Source organism: Methylocella silvestris (assembly GCF_002891535.1).
Taxonomy (GTDB): Bacteria; Pseudomonadota; Alphaproteobacteria; order Rhizobiales; family Beijerinckiaceae; genus Methylocapsa; species Methylocapsa silvestris_A.
The window spans coordinates 1-24,655 of the sequence record NZ_PDZR01000035.1; the positions used below are offsets into that span (position 1 = coordinate 1).

The window sequence follows — 24,655 nt, forward strand, 5'->3', positions numbered from 1 at the left end:
CCGCAACTTCGAGAAGCTGCTTCGCGCTGAAGGCGATGCCCCGCTTCCAACGCGCGCCCGGCTCCCAAACCGTGCGGATCGCCATGCCGAGCAGGATCGCGATGACCAGCGCCTCGACATAGGGGTGGGAAAAGACGCGCTCCTCGACGCTTTGAACGCCTATCGACAGCAAAGTGACGGCGACGCACAGCGCCACGCCCGGCGCAAGACCGCCAAAACCGCCGAACAGCGTTTCCGCGCGCACCCAATCCTGGACGGATCTATATGCTGCAACGCAAAGACCTCCTCAACGTCGTGGAGCTAACACGCCCGGCGGCCGTCTCATCCAAACGTCGGACACGGCGCAACGCATGCCTCCGGCGATCTTGAGGAGCCCCCGCCTCACCAGACACGTAATCCGTTCTTGCTCGACTTCCTCGAACATTTCTATAAGATATAAGACAAATGAAGATAAGAGATATTTTGCGGTTTAGCACTTTGACCGAACGCACTGCCGTCACAGACGCTCTTAGTATAATAAAGAATCCCGCTAGAGCGTTTTTCGGGCCAAACGGATTCATTTGGTCGATTGGAGATCGCTCAGGAATTGCAAGCTTGGGCATATTCCGACCGGATCGGTTCAATCGGATCGACCCTACCCAAGGAAAACCGAGGATGGCTCCAACATGAGTGAAAGCCGTGAGTTTGTCGCCCGCGCTGATGACGCTGACGCGCTCGGCTTTCGCCCGTTGTACCGGCAAGTGCGCGACGCGCTCATCCGGCGCATCGTGGACGGCGTCTGGGCGTCCGGTCAGCCGCTGCCGAGCGAAATGCGGCTCGCCGCCGAACTCGGGGTCAGCCAGGGCACGGTCCGCAAGGCGCTCGACGCTATGGCCGCCGAAAATCTCGTCGTTAGACGCCAGGGCCGCGGCACATTCATCGCCCGGCACGATGAAGAACGGATCATGTTTCAGTTTTTCAAGCTGGTCGGTGACGACGGCCTGCGCAGCTTTCCGCAAAGTCGCGTCTTGGCGCTTTCTCAAGGCAAGGCCAACGCAGCCGAACGCGAGGTGCTGAAGATTGCCAAGGACGCGCGCGTCATACGGATTCGCAGGCTCCGCTCAATCGACGACACGCCAGTGATTGTTGAAAACATCGCCTTGCCGGAAGCGTTGTTTCCCGGGCTCACTGGTATGGAGGTGCCAAACAATCTTTATGGCATCTACGCCATGCATTTTGGCATAACGATTGGCAGCACGCACGAAAAGCTCAAGGCTATTGCGATGTCCGAGGCCGACGCGAGAGCGCTCGGCGTCGCCGCCGGGCTTCCCGCGCTGCAGATCGACCGGTTGGCCCTTTCGCTTGAGGGCGTGCCGGCTGAATCACGCCACAGCATCTGTCTCACGGATCATTTCCACTATCTCTCCGAGTTGCGCTGATTGATCGCGCCAGGGCCTTCCGTCCCGAATTCGACACTAAGGCCGGTTCTTGTCACAGAACATGATTCCGACCGGAGCCATCCCGCTTTAATCGGCGCGACGGAGCTGAGCGCATAGCGCCGCCACTCGCTTTCAATTCCAAGTCTTATAAAAGACATTAGACTACTTTACAAAGACGCTGCTCTCGACTAGCTTGCATCGAACGTCAAAAAACGAGAGCGTGCGGCTGGCAGCCTGCGCTTTGCCGCGATTGCAAGAAAAAAAGCCAAGACTGCTGCGGAAGCTGCAAAAAGCGGCGCCGCTCAAGGAGGAACGCATGAGCTTTGAGGCTCCTCTTCTCGAGGTCAGCGGCGTTACGCTGCGATACAAGACCCCACAACATCTTGTCACCGCAACATACCGCGTCAGCTTTCAGGTCTATCCGGGCGACCGTTTCATCCTGCTCGGACCCTCGGGCTGCGGAAAATCGACTCTGCAAAAAGCGGTCGGCGGCTACATGACCCCGACAGAGGGCGAGATACGGCTTAAGGGCCAGGTTATCCGCGCCCCCGGCCCCGACCGCATGATGGTCTTTCAGGAATTTGACCAGCTCCTGCCGTGGAAAACGGTACGCCAGAACGTAGCCTTCGCGCTTGAGGCGTCACGGCGTCTTTCCGGGAAGGAAGCCGACGATCGTGCGATGCACTATATAGAAAAAGTCAACCTGACCAAATTCGCGGACAGCTACCCACATATGTTGTCAGGCGGCATGAAGCAGCGCGTCGCCATCGCCCGTGGCATGGCCATGGAGCCGGATATCCTGCTGATGGACGAGCCCTTTGCGGCTCTTGATGCGCTGACCCGGCGGAAGATGCAGGACGAACTCCTGATGCTGTGGGAAGACACGCGCTTTACGGTTCTTTTCGTCACCCATTCCATTGCCGAGGCGATCAAGATAGGCAACCGCATTCTTCTTCTGACGCCGCATCCGGGCCGGGTGAAGGCGGAGCTGAACAGCGTCTCTGACCCCCTGGAGGCAACCGTTCTTGAACGGCGAATCCAACAAATGTTGTTTTCGGACGAGCTCAAGGAGACCGCCGATGCGTGAGCTGATCAACGCTATGGCCCTGCAGCAGCCCGCAATGCGGCCTGAAATTGTTGTACCCGATAGTTCATCTCCAACCATGACCGTGGTGGAGAAGCCGTTATCAAAGCTCGAGCTTCTCTACAATGTCAGCATGTTCCGCAAAGCGCTGATCCTGATTGCGCTCGCCGTCATTTGGGAGATCTACGGCCGAATTCTCAACAATGATCTCCTGTTCCCGACGTTTAGCGCGACGGTGTCGGCGTTTTTGCAGAGCGTGATCGACGGCGTATTACCTGCTCGGGCGTGGGCCTCCATCCGGATTTTGCTTGTGGGCTACGCGATCGGCGTGTTGCTCGCGGGCATCCTCACCGCAATCGCCATGGCTTCGCGAATCGGGACAGATTTCCTCGAAACCATGACCTCGATGTTTAACCCGCTGCCGGCGATCGCGCTCCTGCCCCTGGCCCTGATCTGGTTCGGCCTTGGCAACGGCAGCCTCGTTTTCGTCCTTGTGCATTCAGTCACCTGGGCGATCGCGCTCAACACGCATTCGGGCTTTCTGTCGGTAAGCAAGACGCTCAAAATGGTGGGACGCAACTATGGCCTGGCGGGCCCGCGCTTCATTTGGGACATCCTGATTCCGGCAGCATTCCCGAGTATCCTGACCGGCCTGAAGATTGGCTGGGCTTTCGCTTGGCGCACGCTCATTGCAGCCGAACTCGTCTTCGGCGTGAGCTCGGGATCCGGCGGTCTTGGCTGGTTTATTTTCGAGAACAAGAACATGCTGGACATTCCCAACGTGTTCGCAGGCCTGCTGACGGTCATCCTTATAGGCCTTGTTGTGGAAAACCTGATCTTTCAGACGATCGAACGCCGGACGATCCAGCGTTGGGGCATGCAGACCTGACCGCGGTACCGCCAGCACAAAAGAGTTGACGACGCGCTCAGATACATTCGTCCAAGAAAACATGGCGCAGACAGCGCCGAGGGAGAGACGCATGACACGACATTTCGCGCGCATCAGCGCTTTTGCCGCGGTGCTGGCCATAGGCCTGTCGGCTCCGGCCCTCGCAGAAGTCAGCACGGTCCGGATCGCGAAGCAGTTCGGTATCTCCTATCTACCCCTGACCGTGATGGAAGAAGAAAAACTCTTCGAAAAACACGCCAAGGAAGAGGGCCTCGATATCAAGGTCGAATGGCTGCGCTTTACCGGCGGTTCGGGCATGAATGAGGCGCTTCTATCCGGGAATCTCGATCTTGCCGCTGGCGGCGTCGGTCCGATGCTGACGATCTGGGGAAAGACGCAGAAGAACATCAAGGTCAAAGGCGTCGCCGCTCTCAACGCCATGCCGCTTTTCCTGGTCACCGTAAATCCGGCGGTGTCCTCGCTGAAAGACTTCACCTCCGGGGACAAGATAGCCCTTCCGACGGTCAAAACGTCGATCCAGGCGATCACGCTTCAGATGGCGGCGGAGAAGGAGTTCGGGCCCGGGCAACAAAACAAGCTTGATCCGCTGACGGTGTCGATGGGCCATCCCGACGCTCAGCTCGCCATGATGGGCGGACGCTCCGAGATCACGGCGCATTTTGGCTCCTCTCCGTTCCAGGAGCTTGAACTTAAAGACCGGCGCGCGAAAAAAGTTCTGGACAGCTATGACGTGCTTGGCGGTCCACACACGTTCAACCTCGTTTGGGCCAGCACCAAATTCGTCGATGAAAACCCCAAGGTTATGAAGGCGTTCGTCGCCGCGCTCGAAGACAGCGTGCAGCGCATCAAATCTGATCCCGCGGCCGCGGCTGCGCTATGGATCAAGGCCGAGAACTCCAAAATGGCGGTAGCGGACGCCGAACAGATTATCCGTGCGCCAGAAAACGACTGGACCACAACACCCAAGAAAATGATGTCGTATCTCGACTACATGAACCGCGCTGGATACGTCGCTGGCAAAGCGAAGGATTGGCGCGACCTGTTCTTCAATCTCATTCCCAACGCGTCAGGAAGCTGACGCCCTGAGGCGCTAGTGCTCCACACGTAGTCCGCGCCGTGATGCATGACGCATCAGCATTGAGGTCGTTCGGATGACAGCAGAAACCAGCAAACCTGGGGTCGCGGCGGCCGCCGAAGCCTTGACCGTCCGCGTCTGGAGAGGCGCGGAAAGCGGAGCCTTTCAAAGCTTCCAGATCCGCCTTCGCGCGAACCAGACGGTGCTCGACGTCGTGACCGAGATTCAACGCGAGCAGGACGCGACGCTCTCCTATCGCTTCGCCTGCAGGGTTGGCATGTGCGGTTCGTGCGCAATGGTCGTCAACGGACGTCCGCGCTGGACGTGCCGTACGCGCGCCGCCGCTGTAGCAGAGGCTGATGTGTTGACGCTTGAGCCGTTGCGCAATCTGCCCATCGTCAAAGATCTGGCAGTTGATATGGAGCCTTTCTTTGAGAAATGGCGCAAGGCTCACGGTTATTTTGAACCGGGGGAGGACGCCGCGAAAGATTTCGCTCTCGTCTCGCCCGACGAGCCGGGCCGCCGCGAGGCCGACGCCGGGGTCGAATGCATCAATTGCGGCGTGTGCTATTCGGCCTGTGACGTCGTCTCCTGGAATCCCGACTACCTTGGTCCAGCCGCGCTGAACCGCGCCTGGACGCTCGTCAACGACGTCCGCGATCAGGGTCAGGACGCGCGCCTCGACGCAGTGTCGGGCGACGCCGGATGTCACTCCTGCCACAGCCACATGAGTTGTACGGAATTCTGCCCCAAAACGCTTGGGCCGACATTCGCGATCGCGGGGCTGAAGCGCGCCACGATCGGTCGCGCATTGAGGAGAAAAGGATGAACCCGGTCCTTTATCTCGCCCAGCGCGGAACTGCAGCGATCCTCGGCTTTGCCGTGACAATCCACCTTGCGACGATGATCTACGCCACACGAAGCGGCTTGACAGCAGGCGACATATTCGTCCGGACAAAGGACAATTGGTGGTTTCTGTCGTTCTACGCGCTCTTCGTGCTCGCGGCCGCCATCCACGCGCCAATCGGCCTCAGGAGCGTTCTGCGCGAATGGACCAGCTGGCATGGCCGCTCGCTCGATATCGCCATGATTGGCTTTTCCACCCTGCTCGTCGTGCTGGGCCTTCGGGCGGCCTTTGCGGTCTTTCTCGCATGAGCGCGGCAACGGGACTGATCCGCGGCTCCCGGCGGAAACCGGGCTTCCTTGCGGCCATGCTTCATCGTCTTTCCGGCGTGGCGCTAGCGCTTTTTCTGCCAATGCATTTCATCGTTCTTGGGCTTGCGCTCGGCGGCGCCAAGGATCTTGACGCATTCCTCCAACTCACGCGCGCCTGGCCTGTGCGCATCGCCGAATGGGGGCTTGTCACATCCCTCGCTCTCCACATGGCGCTCGGCCTGCGGATCCTCGCGATCGAATTTTTATCGTTCCGGGCCAAGACCGCCTCAGTCGTGTCGGTCTGTTGCGCCAGCGCGGCCGCGGTCGGATTGCTGTTTCTGCTCGGTGGAGCGTGAGCTTGATGTTCGGCGTGCCAATGACGACGCTTTCAGTGATCTGGGTCGGCGCCTTCATTGGCGCGCTGGCCGCAGGAGGCGCCGGATTCGCATTCGCGTTCGTCGCTTCCTCGATCTGGCTCCATGTGCTCGATCCCGTGCGCACGACAGCGCTGATCGTCGCCTGCGGCAGCCTTCTTCATATCACGCTCGTCTGGCCAATCAGACGCTCGATCGAGTCCGCGCGGCTATCGCCTTTCCTCGCTGGGGGTATTTTTGGCGTTCCTCTTGGCGTCTGGTTGCTCACGCGATTTGACCCGACATGCCTCAAGGGCGCGCTCGGCCTCTTGATGATAGCCTATGGCTTCTCCATGGCGCTCAAGCTGCGTCTGTCGCCTGTCTTCGGAGATAGCCGCCGCGCGGACGTCGCCATCGGTTTCGTGAGTGGCGCTCTCGGCGGCGTTGCTGGCTATTCTGGAGTTCTTACTACGATCTGGACCCAGCTTCGGGGTTGGCCGAAGGACGTAGCGCGCGGCGTCTACCAGCCCTTCATCCTGTTCTCCCATTTGCTGACCCTGACGCTTGTCGGCGTGTTGTCGATCGATCGCGGAGGAATCGTCCTGTTTGCGCTGGCTCTCCCCCCGCTCGTCGCCGGCGCCTGGCTGGGCTTCGAGATCTATGGCCGCCTCAACGAGGTATGGTTCGGACGGGTGCTCTCGCTGATGTTGATTGGCTCTGGCGCCATACTTTTTGTCTAGGAGCACGCTCATGGATTTGGACATGATGGAAGTCGAAAACATCTGCGCCAGCCTTTACGTACGGGCGCTGAAACTCCTGCCACCCGACATCAAGGCCGGACTGAACGATCTCTTGCAGGACGAAACCAGCGCGACGGGCAAGACAATCCTCGGTGTGATGGTGGAAAACATCGCAGTCGCCGAGCGGACTAACAATATCCTGTGTCAGGATACGGGCATTCCGATCTATAATATCATAATTGGCCACAATGTCGGCTTCGACGGCGCCGAGCTGAAGTCAGCGATCCGGCGCGGCTGCGCGCGGGCGACGCGCGAGAACTCACTGCGCTCCTCGGTGGTCCATCCGATCACGCGCAAGAACGAGCAGACCTCCTGTGGCGTTCGGGTGCCGATCATCCACGTCGACTTTGACGAACGTGAGGAAACCGTCAGCATCGAAATGATTCCGAAGGGGTCGGGCTCCGAGAACGGCTCATTTCTCAAGATGTTGCTCCCGTCTGACGGCGTCGCGGCGGCCAAGCGCTTTGTCGTCGACCGCGTCATTGAGCTTGGCGGCCGCGTGTGCCCACCAACCATTGTGGGCGTTGGTCTCGGCGGCACATCCGACCTTTGCATGCATCTCGCCAAGATCGCCTCGACGCGGCCTTTGCGCTCTGTTTGTCCGGACGAGGAAGGCGCGAAGATCGAAGTGGAGCTTTCTGCCGCAATCAATGAGCTTGGCATCGGACCGCAGGGGCTTGGCGGTCGCTCGACCAGCTTCGCTGTTCACGTTGAAATCGCCGCGACGCATATCACTCAAAATCCGGTGGCCGTGAACATCCAGTGCCATTCGGCGCGCCGCGCGCGCGCGGCCATCACCCCGGGCGGTATCGCTTTTAGCTGATACGCAGGAGATAACAACATGGCGCATCACATTCTCGACATGCCGATCGACGCCGACGCAGCGCGGAAACTGAAAATCGGCGATACGGTGACCTTGCGCAAAACGCTTTACGGCATTCGCGACGCGACGCTGATCCACATGCTCGATCGCGGGCGCCGCACGAGGCTCGATCTGCGGGGCCATGCTGTAATCCATACCGCGCCCAACGTCCACCGCGTCGAAATCTCGGATGTGGCGCCGGTGGGCTATGCGCCGTTTTGCATCGGCACCACCACATCGATGCGCATGGAGCGCTTCACCCGCGACTTGATGATGCGCGAAGGTGTGCGGCTCATTGTCGGCAAAGGCGGCATGGGGCCTGCCACGCTGCAAGCGTTTTCCGATCTTGGCGGCGCCTATCTTGCCATCGTCGGGGGAGCCGCCGCGCTCGAGACGACATGGATCGATCAAATCGAAGACATCGACCTTGACGATCTTCATCCCGAAAGCCTCTGGCGCTTCCGCATCAATAATTTCGGTCCCCTGCTGGTCGGCATGGATTCGCATGGCGGATCGCTTTTTGCCGACGTACAGCGAGACGTCGCCAGCCGCCGCGACGGCGTGCTTGAGCGCATCGGAGTTTGCAAATGACCCCGGCGCTATCGACGTTCGACACCGACATTCTCATACTCGGCGCCGGCGGCGCGGGCCTGTTCGCCGCGTTGCACGCCAAGAAGGCCGCGCCCGAACTCGACGTCACGATTGCGGTGAAGGGACTGCTCGGGAAATGCGGCTGCACCCGCATGGTGCAGGGCGGCTACAATGTTGCGCTCGCGCCCGGCGATTCGGTCGAGCGGCACTTCATGGACACGATCGAAGGCGGAAAATGGCTCAACAATCAGGAGCTCGCCTGGACGCTCGTGACAGAAGCGCAGGTGCGCATCCGCGAGCTTGAATCCGAGCTCGGCTGCTTCTTCGACCGCAACCCGGACGGCAGCGTGCACCAGAAGGCCTTCGCCGGCCAGACCTTCGACCGGACCGTACACAAGGGTGACCTCACCGGCATCGAGATCGTCAACCGTCTCGCCGAACAGGTCTGGCGCCGCGACATCCGACGGCTTGAAGACCACAGGGCGCTGGATCTCATTCCCTCGGCTGACGGTTCGGGTCTCGCTGGCGTACTGATGCTCGACATGCGGACCGGCGAGCCGGTGCTCGTGCGCGCCAAGGCGACGCTGCTCGCGACCGGCGGCGGCCCGACCATGTATAAATATCACACGCCCTCCGGCGACAAGACCTGCGACGGCCTCGCCATGGCGCTTCGCGCCGGCCTGCCGCTACGCGACATGGAAATGGTCCAGTTCCATCCGACCGGACTGCTGGCCGGCCCTGATACGCGCATGACCGGAACCGTGCTGGAGGAGGGGCTTCGCGGAGCTGGCGGCTGGCTTCTCGATTCGACCGGCGAGCGCTTCATGACGCTCTACGATCCCCGTGGCGAGCGAGCAACGCGCGACGTCGTCAGCCGATCTATCATCCGCCGCATCCGGGATGGCTACGGCACGAGCGGCGGGGGCGTCCATATCCAGATGAGCCACCTTGGGCCAGCGAAAGTCGCGAAGAATTTCAAGGGCATGGTCGAACGCTGTCGTGATTGCGGATTCGATCTCGCGGGCGGCCGCGTCGAAGTGGTACCGACCGCACATTATATGATGGGCGGCGTGATGTTCGGCCCCGATTGCCGCACTGATCTTCCACGCCTCTACGCCGCCGGCGAGGATACGGGCGGCGTTCATGGAGCCAACCGCCTCGGCGGCAACGGCGTTGCAAATTCCACCGTGTTCGGCGGCGTCGCGGGCAACGCAATGGCGCTTGCCGTCCAGCGCGACGGCGCCTGCGCCGATCCCGATGCGGCTTCGATCGAACGCGGATTGTCCCGTGCTTTCGGGCCGCTTGGACGCGCCGCCGGGGACCTTAAAAGTATCCGTTCGGCGCTCTACGAGACAATGTGGGTAGACGCCGGCATTTTGCGCGACGCCGCGGGCCTGTCGCGCGCATCCGCCTCGCTCGATAGTCTTGCGGATGCGGTCGCGCGCTGCGGCGCGCCGGACACAGACCGGCGCTACAACCTCACCTGGATGGACCGGCTGAACCTTGAAAACCTGATTTCCGTGAGTCAGGCGATCTGCGCGGCCGCTATGGCGCGCACGGACAGCCGTGGAGCGCATTTCCGGGAGGACTTTCCGGAAACATCAGACCTCTCGGCGTCCCGCTATACGGTCGTTCGCCGGCTGAACGAGCGTCTTTCCATCACGACGGAAGCCGTGGCCTTTACGCGCGTGCGCCCCGGTGAATCCATTCTCTTCGACGCGGCCTGAGCCGAACGGAATTGGGCGGAAAATCCAATTTGGTTCAGATCATAAACAGCGTTGACGAATAGAAGATCATATGTCTTATATAAGACATCAGTGAGCGGCGTCATAAGCCGCGCAGCACCAGGAGGATCGAAAGGCGATGAACGACAAGCTTCAAGCTGGCGGCAATGGGGCCGGGCGACAGCCGCAAGTTCTTGCGCACAGCCCGAAAGACAACGTAGCCGTCGCCGTAATCGAGGGCCTCAGCGCTGACACGCAGGCCTTCGGCGTTGTCACGGAAGACAACACGACCTTCGAAGTATTTGTGAGGCACGACATTCCGATTGGCCACAAAGTGGCGCTTGCCGACCTGAAGGCCGGCGACACCGCGATCAAATACGGACAGGACATCGGAAGGATCACCAAGGATGTCGCCAAGGGCGATCACGTCCATGTCCATAACGCCAAGACGAAGCGCTGGTGAGGCCGAAAATGTCAGAGACAACCACGATCAACGGCGAGAGCGCCGTAAACCCTTTCATTGGCTCCGCGCCCGATCAGTTCGTCAACGGGTCGCTGCCTGACGCCCGCGCGTCGGCTGATTTCGCCAACGCCACCTTCACGGGATGGCGGCGCGAGAATGGGCGTGTCGGCGTGCGCAATCACGTCCTCATTCTTCCCCTCGACGATCTCTCGAACGCGGCCTGCGAAGCGGTCGCCAATGCGGTCAAGGGCACGCTCGCCATTCCGCACGCTTACGGCCGGCTCCAGTTCGGCGAGGATCTCGAAATCCATTTCCGCACGCTGATTGGCGTTGGATCCAATCCAAATGTCGCGGCGGTCGTCGTCATCGGCATCGAGGATCAATGGACCAACCGTGTCGTCGAGGGCATCGCCAAGACCGGCAAACCCGTCGTCGGCTTCGGCATCGAGGGTCACGGCGACATCGCCACCATCGCCAAGGCGAGCTATCAGGCAAAGCGCCTGTTGCAATGGGCGACCGAACTGCCGCGCGAAACATGCTCGATCAACGAGTTGTGGATCTCGACTAAATGTGGCGAATCGGACACGACGACCGGGCTTTCTTCGTGCCCAACCGTCGGCAACATGTATGACAAGCTGATCCCGCTCGGCGTCTACGGCATATTCGGAGAGACCTCGGAAATCACCGGCGCTGAGCATCTGTGCAAGGAGCGCGCGGCGAACCCGGAGATCGCTGAAAAATGGTTCAAGATGTGGAAGGCCTATCAGGACGACGTCATTGAAGCGCACAAGACCGATGATCTGTCCGACAGCCAGCCGACCAAGGGCAACATCGTCGGCGGGCTGACGACGATCGAGGAAAAGGCGCTCGGCAACCTTGAGAAGATCGGCCATGAGTGCGTTTTCATCGACGCGCTGCAGCCAGCCGAGGCGCCCGCGAAAGGCCCCGGCCTCTACTTCATGGATACGTCCTCGGCCGCCGCCGAATGCGTGACCCTGATGGCAGCCGCCGGCTATGTCGTGCATACCTTTCCGACAGGCCAGGGCAATGTCATCGGCAACCCGATCCTGCCGGTCATCAAGATCAGCGGCAATCCGCGCACGGTGCGTACGATGGGCGAACATATCGACGTCGATGTCTCCGGCGTCTTGCGTCGGGACATGACCATCCCGCAGGCAGGCGACGCGCTGATCGACATGATTATCCGCACCGCCAATGGACGACTGACTGCGGCGGAATCGCTTGGCCATCGCGAGTTCTCAATGACCAAACTCTACCGCAGCGCCTGACCAGCGACGCACGAGGCGGCGGCGCGCAGCAGCCGCCTCATTTTCTTCAGCCTGTCTGGCGCAGGCACAACGCTGGCCCGAACCGCGTTATTCCCAATCGTGAATTCGCGAGAGCTCAATGGCAAGAATTGTCGTTTCTGAATTTATGGACGAACAGGCGCTGCGCGACGGACTGGCGCAGCATGACGTCCTCTACGATCCGAAACTCGTGGATGATCCCGTCAGCCTCGTGGAAGCAGTCCGCAGCGCCGATGCGCTGATTGTCCGCAACCGAACGCAGGTGCGCGGCTCGCTGCTCGCCGGGGCAACGCGGCTGAGGGTCGTCGGACGACTCGGCGTCGGGCTGGACAACATCGATGTTGTGGCCTGCAAGGCGCGCGGCGTTGCGGTGTTTCCAGCGGCCGGCGCCAACGATGTGTCCGTCGCCGAATATGTGATCGGCACGGCGATGGCTCTCTTGCGCCGCGCCTATTCGTCGACGCCCCTGCTGGCGGCTGGAAAATGGCCGCGCGAGGCGCTCTCGAACGGCCGGGAGATTTTCGGCAAGCGTCTTGGGCTCGTGGGCTTCGGCTCGATCGCCCGCGAAACAGCGAAGCGAGCCCTCGCTCTCGGAATGAGCGTCGCCGCTTTTGATCCCTTCGTTTCTGATACGGATCCGGCCTGGTCATCGGCCTTTGGCGCCATAGAGCCGCTGCCCTTGCAGGAGCTGCTGGAGACATCAGACGTCATCTCTCTACACACGCCGCTGACGCCGCAAACGCGCGGGCTCATCGACGCCGGAGCCCTGGCGCGCATGAAGGCCGGGGCCATCCTCATCAACGCGGCGCGCGGGGGGATTGTGGATGAAGCCGCCGTCGCCGACGCGCTGAGGGCCCGCGAGCTTGGAGGCGCGGCTCTCGATGTGTTCGACGACGAGCCATTGAGCGCCGAAAAGCCTCTCGTATTCAGCGACGCGCCGAATCTCATTCTCACGCCCCATATCGCCGGCGTCACAGCTGAATCCAACGTGCGCGTGTCACGGGTCACGGTCGAGGCCGTCGCCCGGCATCTTGCCGCCATGACCCTGCGGAGCGCCTGAATCATGCCGAAACTCACTCTCGCCGAGGCCCATGCACTCGTCGCGTCCGCGCTGACACGCTGCGGCGCGAGCGAGGCCAATGCCGAAAGCGTCGCTCACGCGCTCGTCGGCGCCGAGGCCGACGGGCTGAAAGGCCACGGCCTCGCGCGCACGGCTGCCTACGCGGCGCAGCTGCGCGCCGGCAAGATTTTGGGACAGGCGCAGCCCAAGATCTCGCGCTCGCGTCCCGCCGTGATCGCGATAGACGCGGCCTATGGCTTCGCCTACCCGGCCCTCGACGCGGCGGTCGCGGCCCTGCCGGAGATGGCCCTCATGGAAGGGCTCGCCGCCGCCTCGATTTTCCGCTCGCATCATTGCGGGGCGGCAGGCCGCCCCGTCGAGGCGCTGGCCAAGGCCGGGTTCGTCGCGCTCCTGTTCGCGAACACGCCCGCCGCAATGGCCCCTTGGGGAGGCGCGCAAGCGGTGTTCGGAACAAATCCGATCGCTTTCGCCTGCCCCATGACCGGCCGTGCACCGATCGTGATCGATCTTTCGCTATCCAAAGTCGCGCGGGGCAACATCATGGCGGCCAAGCAGCGCGGCGAAGCAATCCCCGAGGGGTGGGCGATGGACGCGCAGGGCCATCCGACCACAGATCCTGTCGCGGCGCTCGCCGGCACGATGGCGCCGCTCGGCGACGCCAAGGGCGTTGCGCTGGCGCTGATGGTGGAACTGCTCGCCGCCGGCCTCACCGGCGCGCGTTACGCAAGCGAAGCGTCTTCGTTTCTCGACGCTATCGGCGATCCCCCGGGGACCGGGCAATTGGTGTTGGCTTTCGATCCTTCGGCCTTTTCGGCGAACGGCCCGGCCCGCTTCGCAGCCCTTGCCGAAGCGATCGAGGCGCAGTCCGGCGCTCGATTGCCCGGCTCGCGCCGACTGGCTGCACGCGACGCCGCGGCGGCAGAGGGGCTGACCGTCAGCGACGCCTTGCTGGCGGAGATCAACGGCGCCTGAGGATACCCTGCGCCTGAACGGATCTTCGCATGGGCGCCGGCTTCAGCTCTCTGAATGGTCGCTCGCCTCAGGCTAGAGCTGGGGAGGGCGCGCTGGCGTTTTCCATAGGAAGCAGTGTCGGGGCTATCGTCTAATAACTTTTGTAGGGCAGGAACTTGCCGGAAAGCACGACATTCACGCGATCGCCTTTCGGATCGGCTTCGCGCTTGATGTCCATCGAAAAGTCGATGGCGCTCATGATGCCGTCGCCGAACTCCTCATGGATCAGCTCCTTGATAGTCGACCCATAGACGTTGACGATCTCATACCAACGATAGATGAGCGGGTCTGATGGCACGGCGGTCGGCAAGGACCCTTTGTAGGGCGCAATCTGCAGCCAGGCTATTGCTTCGTCCGGCAGCCCAAACAGCGTCCCGAGCGATTCCGCCTGCGCCTTCGAAAAGGCCATCTGGCCAAGACATCCCGCTGTCGTCCATTCCTTCGATAGGCCAGTCGCCTCGGCCGCCTGCGCCCATGTCAGACCTTTGGCGACTTTGGATGCGACCAGCATCGCGGAGACCTCATCGCGGTTCATTATCATGACAAACCTCATATAAATTGCGTATGCGCCGCCGCGGCGCTGAACGCGGGCTTTGATGGGTTGAGCCCGACTAAAACAATTATGAGCAACCGGCGTGCCAAAGGCTGCGCCGGTTGAATATCTATTTCTATATCAATGAGTTGGCTTATTTATAAAGCACGTCCGACGCCTGCGAAACGCAGATCATATCTATCAAATTATCGCCATTGTCGACAATTTAGCGATCCGCTGTCCCTTCTCAAAAGAAATTTCATGAAATTCCCAGCTTCTGGCAGCGATAGGTAAATTGGCGGGCAGTCAGTCCGAGCAATTGCGCCGCCCGCGATTTGTTTCCGCCGCATTGCACGATCGCCTGCCGGAGTTGCTGCGCCGTATGCGAAGCCGCCGCAACATAGGGACGTATCGCCAATGTCTCGGGATGGAGCGACGGCTCTGTCGGCGCCGATGGCGAGCCTCCGCCGGAGAAATAGGGCTCAAGATCGACAGCGCGCAGCGATGGCCGGTCGGCGAGCAGAACGAGCCTTTCGATCATGTTCGAAAGTTCGCGGATATTGCCTGGCCATGCGTGTTTCTGCAGCCGCGCAATCGCGTCGGCGCTCAGATTGACGTTACGTTGATTGGTCTGATTGATGTGATTGAGAAAATGCAGCGCGAGCACCGGAATGTCGCCGCGCCGGTCGCGCAGGGAGGGAAGCTGAATAGGTATGACGTTCAGCCGATAATAAAGATCCTGACGGAAGGCGCCGCGCCTTACGTTCTCGGCAAGATCCCGATTGGTCGCCGCGACGAGCCGGACGTCGACGCGGATCTCGCGCTTGCCGCCAAGTCGCGTGAGCGCGCCTTCCTGCAACGTGCGAAGAAGCTTCGCCTGCATATTGAGAGGCAACTCGCCGATCTCGTCGAGAAAAATCGTGCCCTCATTCGCCTGCTCGAACCAGCCGGCGCGCATGGCGCTCGCGCCGGTAAAGGCGCCGCGCTCATAGCCGAACAGCTCCGACTCGAACAGCGTCTCGGGGATCGCCGCGCAATTGACCTTGATGAACGGCTTGTCGCGGCGCGGACTTGCAAGATGCAGCGCGCGGGCAAACAGTTCTTTGCCCGTCCCTGATTCGCCGAGTAGCAGCACAGTCGCGGTCGCGTCCGACACGCGTTCAAGTTCGGAGATCGCGCGCAAAAGCTCCGGGGAGTTGCCGACGATGCCATAGCGCGTGGCGTCGGCGTGCAGTGCGCGCGACAACAGCGCATTATGCTGCTCCAGCGCCCGGGTCTTTTCCTCGATGTAGCGTTTCAAATGGAGAAGCTGCGCGGCGAGCGTCGCGAGAATCCGCAGGATGGAGACATCATCTGCAAGCAGGCGCGCGCGCCGGCGGATGCGATGGCACGCGAGTACGCCGACGGTCTCCCGGCCGATTTGGATCGGCAGGGCGATGAAGGCGACGGGTCCCGGCGGCAGGTTGTCGCGCGTGACCGCACGGGAGAGAAAACCCGGCTCTTTGTCGATATCCTGGATGATATTGAGATGCCCGTGCGCCAGCACGTGGCCTGTGACGCCCTCATCCAACGCGTAGCGCCCGCGCGCGATTTCCGCTTTCGTCATCCCATAGGCGTAGCGGATGGAGCCGCCCAGCCCATCCTCGTCGAGCAGCACGATGCGGCCGCGGTTGAGCCCCAATAATTCCGATGCAAGATGCAGCATTTCCCTAAACACCTCGTCGGCGGCGAGGCTTTTTCCGGCAAGCGCCATGACGTGTTGCAGGAGAAGCATTTCCTGCGCGCGCCAGGACGTCGGAGAGCCGCCTGAAGCGGCGTTGGGCGCAGCGGCGCCTCGGCCTTGAAGGGACTTTGGCGGGGTCGCGTCAGCCATTGAAAACGCCTTGACGGAGAAGCGTCCAGTATGCGCACAAAGCGTTGACAATGTCGACAATCTGTTTGCTCCGGCTGATAAGCGTCCGAGCATCTGCCGCTGGCCAGATCGCCGGTAGAATCCGTATAGTGCTGATTTAACAAGATTATTTTTCTGTGTAAGCCCGCGCCAATCATCTGGCACGACGGTTGCCATATAGGCTGTGAACCCAGCCGGGCCCTTGCTCGGCTAACTGGAGATATTGTTATGTCCAACGCAGCCGAAACAGCAACCAGCGCCACCGAGGCCTATCTTCGCCCGATCGACCGCGACGGCCTGATGGCCTTTGCCGAAAAGGGCCGAGAAAATCCGGGAAAACGCGGCTCCAACACGGTCCGCACTGTCATGCAGGGCATGTACCGGAGCCTCAGCTATGTCGGCGATCATCAGCCGGTCGTCGTTGACGAGCCTCTGCATCTCTTCGGTGAAAACACCGCGCCGGCCCCCGGCGAAATCGCCCTCTCCGGTCTTGGCGGCTGCCTTGCCGTCGGCATCACCGCCGTCGCCACATGGATGAATGTCAAGCTGACGCGGCTCGAGGTTTTTCTTGAGGCCGATATCGGCAACCCGGCCGCCTGGGGCGCCGGCGGCGCTGACATGCGTCCGGAAGAGATGGGATTTCAGGCGATCCGCGTGAAGGTGCTCGTCGAAGGCGACGCCACGCGGGAGGAACTCGACGAGATCGTCCGCCGCGCCAACTACTTCTCGCCGGTCGCGAACACTATGCGGAACCCGATCCCGTTCGAGATCGCCCTGAAAGATTGACGCCGGCGGAGTTTTAGGAGGCCGATATGAATAGCGCGCACGCAACCAATTTCTCGACAGAGTTCTGGCCCGATCCGGCGGCGATGCGCGCCGAAGTCAGCCACATCGCCCGCGGCGTCCTCGCCGGCGCCGCGCCTCAAATTGATGAAGGGCGCTATCCGCTCGACATCATGGGTTCGCTCGGCGCCGCCGGAGCCTTCTCGCCCCATCTCGACGCCTTCGGCGCGCGCTTCGATCTCGCGCTGGAGGCAATGCATGAGGTGAGCCGGAGTTGCGGCGCCACAGGATTTCTTACCTGGTGCCAGGATGTCTGCGGCCTCTACCTGGAGCAGTCCGGCAATCCCGCACTCACGGCGCGGCTTGTCGACCACGCAATGGGACGCCGTTTCGGCGGCACTGGCCTTTCCAATCCGGTTAAGGCGCTGGCCGGCATTGAGCCCATGCTGCTGCGCGCCCGCAAGGTCAAGGGAGGCTATCTCGTCAACGGCTCGCTGCCTTGGGTCAGCCATATCGGCGCCGGCCAATATTGCGGGGCCATGGCCGCGGTCGAGGGTGACGACGGCAAGCGCTCGCATGAGATCATGTTTCTCATTGATTTCGACGGGTGTATCGAATTGAAGCCGTGCCCGGAATTCTCCGGCATGGAGGGCACAAGCACCTGGCGCATCCCGCTTTCTGACTACTTTGTCGGAGAGGACGCCATGATAGCCGATCCCGCACGGCCTTTCATCGCCCGCATCCGCGCCCCCTTCATCCTGTTGCAGGTCGGCATGGCGACGGGCGTAATCGCCGGCGCCATTGATTCCATGCGGGATGTCGAACCGGCGCTCGGACACGTCAACTGCTTCCTGCAGGATCGCCCCGACGAAATACAGGCCGAGCTCGATGAACTCACGGGACGCGTGGCGAAGCTAGTCGCCGCTCCCTACGACGGCGGCAAGGATTATCTGATGGACGTCATAGATGCGAGGGCCCAGGGCGGCGAGCTTGCTCTCCGCGCGGCGCAATCAGCCATGCTGCATCAGGGCGCGCGCGGCTATCTCAGAAGCGCCGCTCCCCAGCGCCGCATGCGGGAAGCGCAATTCATCGCCATCGTCACGCCGGCGATCAAGCATTTGCGTTTCGAGCTCGATCGCCTCATGCGGGAGGAGACGCCGCAATGAGCGCGACGATGGAGAGCGCCGTCGAACCCTGGCGGCAGTATATTTGCCGCGTCTGCGGTCTCATCTATGATGAAGAGCTTGGCGATCCCGACAGTGGCCTTGCTCCCGGAACGCGCTTTGAGGATATTCCCGACGACTGGGAATGCCCCCTCTGCGGCGTCACGAAAGCGGACTTCGACCCCTATGTGAAACGGGCGGCTGCGCAAGCTTCGTCTGCTCCCGCTAACCCGCCGCGCGGCGTCGGAATCGTCGTCGTCGGCGCTGGCCTCGCCGGCTGGGCGGTGGTCGAGGCGATCCGTGCGGCCGACGCCGGGACGCCGATCACAATGGTTTGCGGCGGCAAGGCTGATCTCTACAACAAGCCGGAGCTCTCGCTCGCATTGAGCCGGGGATTGACTGCATCCTCGCTGGTGCGCGAAAGCGGAGCGGCGGCGGCGCGTCGTCTTGGCGTGCGCCTTTGCGAGGACACTTTTGCGATCGGCCTCGCGCCTGCGCTCCGTCAGCTGCGAACGACGCGCGGCGCGCTGCTATATACGCATCTGGTGCTGGCGCAGGGCGCGCGGCCCGCGCTCCCGGCGGAACTGCCGTCGGCGTTGTGCTGGCGCATCAATGATCTCGCCACCTGGGGCAGCCTGCAGGAAAGGCTGGCGCAACGACCGCAGCGGGTGGCGATCGTTGGGGCCGGCATGATCGGCTGCGAACTCGCGGAGGATTTTGCGCGCGCCGGTCATCGGGTGACCCTGTTCGACCGCCAGACTCTACCGCTTTCCGGCCTGCTCCCCGAGCCGGCGGCGAAACGGCTGAAGCAAAGCCACGCGAAGCTTGGCGTCGACTATCTCGGCGGCGTCGAGATCGCCAGGGTCGAAGCGCTCGGGGATGGCGCAAAGCTTCTTGAAACGCGCTGCGGCAGAAGCGTGACAGTCGATCATATCGTTGCCGCAACGGGTCTTGCGACCGATCATCGGCTGGCGCGCTCTGGGGCGCTCGCTTTCGATTGCGGCATAAAGGTCGACCCATTGACGCTCGCGGCCAGCGCGCCTGGCGTTTACGCTCTCGGCGATTGTGTGAGCATTGAGGGCGCGACATGCCGCTTCGTCGAGCCGATCGCGCGGCAGGCGGACGCGGTCGCCCATCATGTTACCGGGCGCTGGCATGAGGGCTATCGCCACAGCCGGCCGGCGGTCCGGCTAAAAAGCAAAATTCTTCCAATCGAACTCAGCGGCGCGCCTTGCGCTGACGGGGAGTGGCGGATCATCCGGGAAGACGACTCTTTCCTGCATATGGAGCAATGGCGGGACGGAACGGCGGCGGCGAGCCTTCGTGTTGGCACGGCCAAAGCCGCCTCATTTTTCAAACACGGAGCGCACGCATGAGTGAAAACTTCTACTCGCCCTATTCGCAGCGCTCCACTCTCGGCGGATGCGGTTGCGGCAAGCACGAAAGCCTTGCAGCGCATGACGCCGCAGCTGAACGCGAGCGCCTGTCGCGCGGTCTCGACGCCGAAACACTGTCGCGCGATTTCGTCGAAGCGGCGGCGGTTCGCGCGCTGTTCCCGAATGATGTGACGCGCCGGCGCTTTCTCACGGCAGTCGGCGCGAGCACGGCTATGGCCGCGATCGCCAGCGTCCTCCCGCTGCAACAGATGCAGGCGATGGCCGAAGAAAAAGGTCCACTCGAAAAGACGGACGTAAAAATCGGCTTCATTCCTATCAATTGCGCGACGCCGCTGATCATGGCCGATCCGATGGGCTTCTACAAACAGCAGGGCCTGTCGCCGACGTTGAAAAAGACGGCCGGCTGGGCGCTGGTGCGCGACCAGATGCTGAACGGCGAGCTTGACGCCTCGCATTTTCTCGCGCCCATGCCACTCGCCATTTCGATGGGGCTCGGCTCGGCCGCACAGCCGATGCGAGTGGCGACCATCCAGAACATCAACGGCCAGGCGATTACGCTTGCTCTGAAGCACAAGGGCAATCGCGATCCGCGTAACTGGAAGGGGTTCAAATTCGCCATTCCATTTGAATATTCGATGCACAACTTCCTTCTGCGTTACTATCTCGCCGAACACGGGATCGATCCCGACCGGGACGTGCAACTGCGCGTGACGCCGCCCGCCGAAATGATCGCCAATCTGCGCGCTGGCAATATCGACGGCTTCTTCGGTCCGGAGCCGTTCAACCAGCGCGCCGTCTATGACGGCATCGCCTTCATCCATGTGCTGTCCAAAGATATCTGGGATGGCCATCCATGCTGCGCCTTCGGCGTTTCGGAAGCCTTCGTCGCGCAGAACCCAAATACATTCGCAGCGCTCTACCGCGCCATCTTGAACGCGGCGGCGGCGGCCAACGATCCCGCCAATCTCCCCGCGATTGCGGCGGCGATCTCGACGCCGAACTATCTCAATCAGCCGGAGATCGTTATCAGGCAGGCGCTCACGGGGCGTTATGCCGACGGTCTTGGCAACGTCCAGAACGTGCCGGATAGAGCCGGTTTCGACCCCATGCCCTGGTACTCCATGGCGACCTGGATGCTAACCCAGATGAGACGCTGGGGCTATGTGAAGGACGACGTCAATTTTGACGCGCTGGCGGAGCAAATTTTCCTGATGACGGACGCGCGCAAACACATGGCGGCGCTCGGGCAGAAGGAAGCTGTCGCCGAGCCGGCGTCGGGCTACAAAAGTTTTTCGGTGATGGGGCGCCCGTTCGATCCGGCGCAGCCGAAAGCCTATCTCGATGGCTTCGCCATCAAGCGCAGCTGAGGAGAATATTTGATGACGAAATCCCTGCGCTTGCGAGGCGCCGTTCTATCGCTCGCAATACTGGCGGTGTTCTTGCTGACGTGGCAGATCGCAACGACGCCCGCCAAAACAACGGCGCCGAGCGGGGCCGACCGGGAATATGCCGAGCTTATGGGCAATTCCGCAACAGGGGCCGCGCTGGCCAATGGCGTACCGACGCCCGCGCAATTCGCGTCGCTCGCATGGAAACAGCTGAGCGATCCATTTTATGACCGCGGTCCGAACGACAAGGGCATCGGCGTCCAGCTCGCCTATTCGCTCGGCCGCGTGGCGCTCGGCTATGCGATCGCCGCGTTGATCGCGATCCCGCTCGGCTTCTTCATCGGAATGTCTCCACTGCTTTATGCGGCGCTAGATCCCTACATCCAGTTGCTGAAGCCGATCTCGCCGCTGGCATGGATGCCGATCGCTCTTTACACCATCAAGGACTCCGCAACATCGGCGATCTTCGTGATCTTCATCTGCTCGGTATGGCCGATGCTGATCAACACCGCCTTCGGAGTGGCGGGCGTGCGCAAGGACTGGCTGAATGTGGCGCGGACGCTCGAGGTCGGACCGTTGCGCAAGGCGTTTTTGGTGATCCTGCCTGCCGCGGCCCCGACGATCATCACAGGAATGCGCATCTCGATGGGGATCGCCTGGCTCGTGATCGTCGCCGCGGAAATGCTGATCGGCGGCACGGGCATCGGCTATTTCGTCTGGAACCAGTGGAACAATCTCTCGCTCGGCAATGTGATCTTCGCGGTTCTGATGATCGGCGTGATCGGCATGCTCCTCGATTCCCTTTTCGCCAATCTTCAGAAAAAGGTGACCTATGCCGAATGAAGTTTTGCGGCGCAGTGCGCCATTCCTCAAGATCGAAGGGCTTTCGAAGCGCTACCGCGACGATCTTCCGCCGGTGTTTGAAAACATCAATTTTCGGATTGATCGAGGTGAATTCGTCTGCATTATCGGCCATTCGGGCTGTGGCAAAAGCACCATTTTGAACGTCGTGGCGGGCCTTGAGGAGGCGACGAGTGGGGTTGCGGTGATCGACAACAAGGAGATCACTGGCCCGGGTCTCGATCGGGGTGTCGTGTTTCAAAACCATTCGCTGCTGCCCTGGCTCACTGTCGAACAGAATATCGCCTTCGCCGTGCGCTCTCGGCATCCTGACTGGTCGCGCCAGAAGGTTGCTGAGCATGGAGCCCGCTTTCTTGAAATGGTCGGCCTCAAGGGCGCTTCTCGGAAGAAGCCGAGCGAACTTTCGGGCGGCATGAAGCAGCGGGTTGGCATCGCGCGGGCGTTCGCCATCGAGCCGCAGATGCTGCTCATGGACGAGCCTTTTGGCGCGCTCGACGCGCTGACCCGCGGCGTCATTCAGGACGAGCTTTTGAAGATCTGCGCAGCGACGCGTCAAACGGTCTTCATGATCACCCATGACGTCGACGAGGCCATCCTGCTCGCCGACAAGATCATGCTGATGAGCAACGGCCCGCACGCGCGGCTTGCGGAGATCGTCGTCAATACACTGCCGCGCGAGCGCAACCGCGAGACGATCCATCACGATCCTCAATTCTATCGAATTCGCAACCATCTGGTGGACTTCCTGGTGCGCCGTTCAAAATTGATTCAGGCGGCGGGACCAGCGACCGGTGAAGAAGCGCCGGTGATTGCGACGCCGGGAGTCGAAAGCGGCGCGGGTGGAGATGCCGGCCCACGTGCGGGAAGGGTCAAGATCGTCGCGCGAGGCGCGGGAAGCCCATGTTAAGTCCCGACGCCCTCTACGGTCTTGGCGTGGGGCTTGTCCTCAGCCTGACGGGCGGAGGAGGCGTTCTCGCCGTTCCGGCGCTGGTGCTCGGCCTTGGCTATGACCTGCGCGAGGCTGCGCCGGTCGCGATGATCGCGGTTGGCGCCGCGGCTTCGCTTGGCTGTCTCGACGGCTTGCGCAGGCGGCTTGTCCGCTACCGGGCGGCGTTCGTCATGGCAGCGGCCGGCGCACTTTGCGCACCTCTTGGATTGAAGCTTGCCGGCGTGTTGCCGGGCGGCTTGCTGCTGACGATGTTCAGCAGTGCGCTTCTCTACACCGTTATCCGGATGGCGCGGCAAGCTCTCGTAAAGGATGTCACGCGAGCGACGATCGACGCTCCGCGCCACTGCGGTCTTGATCCTGCGACAGGCCGATTCGTCTGGACGCCACGCTGTTTCGCCAGCATGTCAGCGGTCGGCGGCCTCTCTGGCCTTGCCAGCGGCCTGCTCGGCGTCGGTGGCGGCTTCATCATTGTGCCGGGCGTGCAGCAATTCAGCGACCTTGAAATGCATGGCTCGGTTGCAACGTCGCTCATGGTGATCGCGCTCGTCTCGGTCAGTACGGTCGGCGGCTACATCGCCGCCGGGGGCTCCCTGACGCATGGCGCCTCGACGTTCATCGCCGCTGTCGTCGTCGGAATGATTGGCGGGCGGGCGGTCGCCCCGCGTGTGCCTGCCGCGCATCTCAAATTCGGCTTCGCCGTCACGGCCGGCGCGGCGGCCATCGGCCTGATGGCGAAGGCTTTCGCGCCGCTACTGTTTCTTCACTGAATACGGAGGCCGCCTTGCAGCCTAGTGTAGAGAGTTTTTTTGACAAGCGGACATCAACCTTCAGCCATGTCGTTCACGCCGGAGCCAGTACGCCCTGCGCGATCATTGATTCCGTACTCGGCTTCGATCGCAAGTCGGGCCGCACGGACACGCGGGGCGCCGACGAGATTCTTGGCTTTGTGGAGACGCGGGGGCTCGAAGTCGCATGGCTTCTCGAGACGCATGCGCATGCGGATCATCTCTCGGCGGTCGCCTATCTGAGGAGCAAGGCTGGCGGACGGATCGCCGCCGGCGCGGAGATTTCGCGCGTCCGCAAGATCTTCAACGGTGTCTACAATCTGCGCGAGGCTTATCCGGCGCCCGCAGAATTCGATCATCTCTTTGAGGATGGCGAGCGCTTTGCAATCGGCGCGTTGCAAGGCCGCGCCCTGTCGCGGCCAGGACATACGCCGGCAGACCTCGCCTTTGAAGTCGAAGGATGTGGGGTATTTGTCGGGGATACGCTGTTTCCGCCGGATGTCGGAACCGCGCGATGCGATTTTCCCGGCGGCGACGCCAGTGCGCTGTTTCATTCGATCCGCGACATTCTTGACAGGGACGACACGACCCGGCTCTACATGTGCCATGATTATCCGAAGGACGGGCGCGATCCGATCGCTTTCTGCACCGTCGGCGAGCAGCGCAGGTCCAACATCCATATCCACGATGGCGTCAGCCTGACCGAGTTCGTCGCCATGCGTATGAGGCGAGACGCCGAACTCGACATGCCCGAACTTCTGCTGCCATCGATCCAAGTCAACATTCGGGCGGGGCGTCTTCCTGACCAGGAAGACAACGGCGTGCGATACCTTAAGATCCCGATCGACATGCTCTGATTGGGGAGGGAAAGCGGCTCTCTATTTTTGTTGCAATCGACATCGGTGGCTGCGATGACGGCGTTCCAAGGACAGTGTCAGGTTTCACTAGGTCCTGTTGACAAATACCCTCATCCATAGTCGGACGGCGGCGATGAGGACGAAGCCGCGGTAGCTTTCGGCGGTCTTGTCGTAGCGGGTCGCCAAGCGGCGCCAGTTTTTCAGTTTGTTGAAGC

26 protein-coding genes and 1 pseudogene are annotated in these 24,655 nt (G+C 61.7%); 23 read left to right on the forward strand and 4 right to left on the reverse strand.

From position 1 onward, the window contains the following. A partial coding sequence (locus CR492_RS19090; RefSeq protein ID WP_146030339.1) for a putative sulfate exporter family transporter occupies positions 1-244 on the reverse strand: 244 nt, incomplete at its 3' end. 421 nt (positions 245-665) lie between these two features. Between CR492_RS19090 and CR492_RS19095 the strand changes: the two genes are divergently transcribed. From CR492_RS19095 to CR492_RS19165, 15 genes are all read left to right on the forward strand, one after another. Then, entirely contained in the window at positions 666-1,418 is a 753-nt protein-coding gene (locus tag CR492_RS19095; RefSeq protein WP_102845317.1) for a GntR family transcriptional regulator, read from the forward strand. A 316-nt stretch (positions 1,419-1,734) separates the two neighbouring features. Next, positions 1,735-2,505: an ABC transporter ATP-binding protein gene (locus CR492_RS19100; RefSeq protein ID WP_102845338.1), complete on the forward strand. Its 771-nt coding sequence runs from the start codon at positions 1,735-1,737 to the stop codon at positions 2,503-2,505. After that, on the forward strand, positions 2,498-3,391 hold the full coding sequence (locus tag CR492_RS19105) for an ABC transporter permease (RefSeq protein WP_102845318.1): 894 nt from the start codon (positions 2,498-2,500) through the stop codon (positions 3,389-3,391). Before CR492_RS19100 ends, CR492_RS19105 begins: the two co-directional genes overlap by 8 nt. A gap of 91 nt (positions 3,392-3,482) precedes the next feature. Next, on the forward strand, positions 3,483-4,490 hold the full coding sequence (locus tag CR492_RS19110; protein WP_102845319.1) for an ABC transporter substrate-binding protein: 1,008 nt from the start codon (positions 3,483-3,485) through the stop codon (positions 4,488-4,490). A 73-nt stretch (positions 4,491-4,563) separates the two neighbouring features. Then, on the forward strand, positions 4,564-5,316 hold the full coding sequence (locus CR492_RS19115; RefSeq protein ID WP_102845320.1) for a succinate dehydrogenase/fumarate reductase iron-sulfur subunit: 753 nt from the start codon (positions 4,564-4,566) through the stop codon (positions 5,314-5,316). Continuing rightward, complete coding sequence (locus tag CR492_RS19120; protein ID WP_102845321.1) at positions 5,313-5,642, forward strand: succinate dehydrogenase; 330 nt, start codon at positions 5,313-5,315, stop codon at positions 5,640-5,642. The genes CR492_RS19115 and CR492_RS19120 overlap by 4 nt, the downstream gene beginning before the upstream one ends. Then, positions 5,639-5,998, forward strand: coding sequence for a succinate dehydrogenase, cytochrome b556 subunit (locus CR492_RS19125; RefSeq protein ID WP_102845322.1), 360 nt, complete (start codon positions 5,639-5,641; stop codon positions 5,996-5,998). The genes CR492_RS19120 and CR492_RS19125 overlap by 4 nt, the downstream gene beginning before the upstream one ends. Before the next feature lie 20 nt (positions 5,999-6,018). Beyond that, positions 6,019-6,735: a sulfite exporter TauE/SafE family protein gene (locus tag CR492_RS19130; RefSeq protein WP_180982630.1), complete on the forward strand. Its 717-nt coding sequence runs from the start codon at positions 6,019-6,021 to the stop codon at positions 6,733-6,735. Between the two features lie 22 nt (positions 6,736-6,757). Then, the gene (locus CR492_RS19135; RefSeq protein WP_245412178.1) at positions 6,758-7,618 is read left to right on the forward strand and encodes a fumarate hydratase; all 861 of its coding nucleotides are present in this window, start codon (positions 6,758-6,760) and stop codon (positions 7,616-7,618) included. 18 nt (positions 7,619-7,636) lie between these two features. Further along, on the forward strand, positions 7,637-8,248 hold the full coding sequence (locus CR492_RS19140; RefSeq protein ID WP_102845325.1) for a fumarate hydratase C-terminal domain-containing protein: 612 nt from the start codon (positions 7,637-7,639) through the stop codon (positions 8,246-8,248). Next, on the forward strand, positions 8,245-9,975 hold the full coding sequence (locus tag CR492_RS19145) for an L-aspartate oxidase (RefSeq protein WP_102845326.1): 1,731 nt from the start codon (positions 8,245-8,247) through the stop codon (positions 9,973-9,975). The genes CR492_RS19140 and CR492_RS19145 overlap by 4 nt, the downstream gene beginning before the upstream one ends. Positions 9,976-10,111: 136 nt before the next feature. Further along, positions 10,112-10,435 (forward strand): UxaA family hydrolase, encoded by a 324-nt coding sequence (locus CR492_RS19150; protein ID WP_102845327.1) that lies wholly within the window; start codon positions 10,112-10,114, stop codon positions 10,433-10,435. An 8-nt stretch (positions 10,436-10,443) separates the two neighbouring features. Then, entirely contained in the window at positions 10,444-11,724 is a 1,281-nt protein-coding gene (locus CR492_RS19155; protein ID WP_102845328.1) for a UxaA family hydrolase, read from the forward strand. 118 nt (positions 11,725-11,842) lie between these two features. Next, positions 11,843-12,802, forward strand: a complete 960-nt coding sequence (locus CR492_RS19160) for a hydroxyacid dehydrogenase (protein ID WP_102845329.1) — start codon at positions 11,843-11,845, stop codon at positions 12,800-12,802. A 3-nt stretch (positions 12,803-12,805) separates the two neighbouring features. Then, positions 12,806-13,795, forward strand: coding sequence for an Ldh family oxidoreductase (locus CR492_RS19165; protein WP_102845330.1), 990 nt, complete (start codon positions 12,806-12,808; stop codon positions 13,793-13,795). 130 nt (positions 13,796-13,925) lie between these two features. Here CR492_RS19165 and cynS read toward each other — a convergent pair whose 3' ends face one another. Together cynS and CR492_RS19175 are read right to left on the reverse strand one after the other, a co-directional pair. Then, positions 13,926-14,375, reverse strand: coding sequence for a cyanase (cynS, locus tag CR492_RS19170; protein WP_102845339.1), 450 nt, complete (start codon positions 14,373-14,375; stop codon positions 13,926-13,928). 250 nt (positions 14,376-14,625) lie between these two features. Further along, complete coding sequence (locus CR492_RS19175; protein WP_348626734.1) at positions 14,626-16,239, reverse strand: sigma-54-dependent Fis family transcriptional regulator; 1,614 nt, start codon at positions 16,237-16,239, stop codon at positions 14,626-14,628. 246 nt (positions 16,240-16,485) lie between these two features. On the opposite strand from CR492_RS19175, the gene CR492_RS19180 reads away from it, so the two are divergent. The 8 genes from CR492_RS19180 to CR492_RS19215 are packed head-to-tail and all read left to right on the forward strand — an operon-like array spanning position 16,486 to position 24,440. After that, positions 16,486-17,043 (forward strand): OsmC family protein, encoded by a 558-nt coding sequence (locus CR492_RS19180; protein WP_102845331.1) that lies wholly within the window; start codon positions 16,486-16,488, stop codon positions 17,041-17,043. A gap of 26 nt (positions 17,044-17,069) precedes the next feature. Further along, positions 17,070-18,206 carry an acyl-CoA dehydrogenase family protein gene (locus tag CR492_RS19185; protein WP_210200273.1) on the forward strand — a complete coding sequence of 379 codons (1,137 nt, stop codon included), beginning with the start codon at positions 17,070-17,072 and terminating at the stop codon, positions 18,204-18,206. Continuing rightward, positions 18,203-19,579: an FAD-dependent oxidoreductase gene (locus tag CR492_RS19190; protein ID WP_102845332.1), complete on the forward strand. Its 1,377-nt coding sequence runs from the start codon at positions 18,203-18,205 to the stop codon at positions 19,577-19,579. Before CR492_RS19185 ends, CR492_RS19190 begins: the two co-directional genes overlap by 4 nt. Then, a complete protein-coding gene (locus CR492_RS19195) occupies positions 19,576-20,967 on the forward strand; it encodes a CmpA/NrtA family ABC transporter substrate-binding protein (RefSeq protein ID WP_102845333.1) in 1,392 nt (463 codons plus the stop codon). Before CR492_RS19190 ends, CR492_RS19195 begins: the two co-directional genes overlap by 4 nt. Positions 20,968-20,979: 12 nt before the next feature. After that, entirely contained in the window at positions 20,980-21,831 is an 852-nt protein-coding gene (ntrB, locus tag CR492_RS19200) for a nitrate ABC transporter permease (RefSeq protein WP_102845334.1), read from the forward strand. Then, positions 21,821-22,756: an ABC transporter ATP-binding protein gene (locus CR492_RS19205; protein ID WP_102845335.1), complete on the forward strand. Its 936-nt coding sequence runs from the start codon at positions 21,821-21,823 to the stop codon at positions 22,754-22,756. Before ntrB ends, CR492_RS19205 begins: the two co-directional genes overlap by 11 nt. Beyond that, positions 22,750-23,565 carry a sulfite exporter TauE/SafE family protein gene (locus tag CR492_RS19210; RefSeq protein ID WP_102845336.1) on the forward strand — a complete coding sequence of 272 codons (816 nt, stop codon included), beginning with the start codon at positions 22,750-22,752 and terminating at the stop codon, positions 23,563-23,565. The genes CR492_RS19205 and CR492_RS19210 overlap by 7 nt, the downstream gene beginning before the upstream one ends. 14 nt (positions 23,566-23,579) lie before the next feature. Continuing rightward, positions 23,580-24,440, forward strand: a complete 861-nt coding sequence (locus CR492_RS19215; protein WP_102845337.1) for an MBL fold metallo-hydrolase — start codon at positions 23,580-23,582, stop codon at positions 24,438-24,440. 87 nt (positions 24,441-24,527) lie between these two features. Here CR492_RS19215 and CR492_RS19220 read toward each other — a convergent pair. Beyond that, positions 24,528-24,655 (reverse strand): annotated as a pseudogene (locus CR492_RS19220) (IS5 family transposase); the annotation flags it as partial.